The organism is uncultured Abyssibacter sp. (genome assembly GCF_964000955.1).
Classification (GTDB): domain Bacteria; phylum Pseudomonadota; class Gammaproteobacteria; order Nevskiales; family OUC007; genus Abyssibacter.
This window is the reverse complement of the sequence record NZ_CAXFCL010000036.1, coordinates 1-2,078: the sequence shown is the minus strand read 5'-3', so window position 1 is coordinate 2,078 and position 2,078 is coordinate 1. Positions and strand designations below refer to the sequence as shown.

At 67.1% G+C, this 2,078-nt stretch carries 4 protein-coding genes; all 4 read left to right on the top strand.

Annotated features, from left to right (window positions below; all coding sequences use genetic code 11):
* Window positions 1-502, top strand: a 502-nt coding sequence (locus ABNS06_RS01425) for a MotA/TolQ/ExbB proton channel family protein (RefSeq protein WP_348672177.1), incomplete at its 5' end; no start/stop codon positions are given.
* A complete protein-coding gene (locus ABNS06_RS01420; protein WP_348672176.1) occupies window positions 495-1,031 on the top strand; it encodes a MotA/TolQ/ExbB proton channel family protein in 537 nt (178 codons plus the stop codon). The genes ABNS06_RS01425 and ABNS06_RS01420, both read left to right, overlap by 8 nt.
* Window positions 1,031-1,717 carry an energy transducer TonB gene (locus ABNS06_RS01415; protein WP_348672175.1) on the top strand — a complete coding sequence of 229 codons (687 nt, stop codon included), beginning with the start codon at window positions 1,031-1,033 and terminating at the stop codon, window positions 1,715-1,717. The genes ABNS06_RS01420 and ABNS06_RS01415 overlap by 1 nt, the downstream gene beginning before the upstream one ends.
* 1 nt (window position 1,718) lies before the next feature.
* The coding region (locus ABNS06_RS01410; RefSeq protein WP_348672174.1) for a hypothetical protein at window positions 1,719-2,078 on the top strand (360 nt) is incomplete at its 3' end.

Genomic DNA, 2,078 nt, shown 5'->3' with positions numbered 1-2,078 from the left:
GGGGCAGTCGGTTTATCTGCTGGCCGTCGGGCGCCGCATGCGGGCGCAATTGCGCGAACTGGACCGGCCGCGTGACGACAACCCGCTGGGGCGGCTGCTGGGGTTGCTGGAGGCCTCGCTGAGCGCCGGCGAACGGGATCTGGAATCGCTGGAACTCAAGCTGGATGAAGGCGTGATCCGTGAAACACCCAAGCTGGAGCGGGGGCAGAGCGTGGTCAAGCTGCTGGCCGGCGTCGCACCGCTGATGGGGTTGCTGGGCACGGTGACCGGGATGATCGCGACGTTCCAGGCCATCACGCTGTTCGGCACCGGAGATCCCAAGCTGATGGCCGATGGTATTTCGCAGGCGCTGGTGACCACGGTGCTCGGCCTGGTCGTGGCGATCCCGCTGCTGTTTCTGCACTCGTTGCTGTCAGCGCGCTCGCGCTCGCTGATCCGCGTGCTCGACGAGCAGGCGGCGGGCCTGATCGCCCGGCGCATGGAGTCGGCGCCGCGTGACTGAGCTGCTCGCCTGGCTCCAGGAAACCTGGATGCCGATCCGCGGCTTTCTCGACGCTGGCGGGCCGGTGCTGTGGGCGTTGCTGCCGCTGACCGTGCTGCTGTGGACGCTGATCCTGGAGCGGTTCTGGTATCTGGGGATGCGCCATGGCCGAGTGTTGCAGACGTTTCGTGAGGAATGGCTGGGCCGTTCCGAGCGCGACAGCTGGCAGGCGCGGCGCATCCGCGCGGCGATGGTCTCCGAGGCCCGCGATCTGCTCGATCGCAGCCTCCCCGTGATCAAGTCGCTGATCGCGTTGTGCCCGCTGCTCGGCCTGCTCGGCACCGTCACCGGGATGATCGAGGTATTCGAGGTGATGTCGCTGCGCGGCACCGGGGATGCCCGTGGCATGGCCGGGGGGGTGTCGCGGGCGACCCTGCCGACCATGGCCGGGATGGTTGTCGCCTTGTCCGGGCTGTTCTTCGCGAATCGCCTGACGCGGCTGGCTGACAAGCGCACCCACGAGTTCGCGGATTCGCTGCGGTTTCACTGATGCGTTTCGTCGGCTTACCCGCACTGGCCGTCCTGATCGCCATTGGCCTGTTCTGGTTCATGCAATGGCTCACGGCGCCGCCGGACGCGCCGCTCAAGCCGCCCGAGGCCAACCGGCGCGTGGAGATCATCAAGCCGCCGGAAGAACAGGAGCAACCGGAGCCCGAGCCGACCGAACTGCTGGAGGCGGCCGCGCCGCCGTCATCACCGCCGTCGATGTCGGCCATTGATCTGCCAACCACCATGAACCTGACCGCCGACAATCAGCCGGGGCTGGAGATGAATCTGCCGGCGCTGGACGTGCCGGTGAACTTCGGTGGCTCCTCCGGCTTCGGCGATGCCTTCGGCGGGTTCGGAGGCCGCGGCAGCGGGTCCGGCGCCGGTGGCTTCGGATCCGGTCGCGGCTTCAAGGGCGAGCGGTTGGTGCCAATCTCCACGGCGCGTCCGCAGATTCCCGAGTACGCCTACCGCCAGGGCATCGAAGGCTGGGTCGAGGTGCTGTTCGTCGTGACCACGAAGGGCACGGTGGAAAACGTGCGCGTGATCGACGCTGAACCCAGGGGCGTGTTCGAAGCCGCGACGGTGGAGAGCGTCGCCAACTGGTTGTACGAATCCACGTCGAAGCCCCGGGAGGTGAAGCAGAAGGTCTACTTCCGGCTCGAGGACTACCAGTACAACTGGCGCTGACATGCTGACGCGTATCGGTTTCATCGTCTTGCTGCTCGCGCCCGTCTGGGCGCTGGCGGCGCAGTACGAGAGCGAGGTCCGCGTCCTGGACGAGGTGCCGAAGGCGCAGCTTCCGAAGGACGAGCAGGCACTGATACGCTCGGTGGAGGACGATCCCTACGCGCTGGCACTGACCCTTCGGGATCTCGCCGCCAGGGCCGCGCGCGACGGGGATTCCAGACAGGCCGCCGAGTACCTGAAGCGGGCGCTGGATCAGAACGCGCTGTCCGGCGTGGTGCAGACGCAAATGCGTCAGACACTGGGCCAGCTCTATCAGAATTCGGGCGAGTACCAGCAGGTGATCGGCACACTGGCACCGACG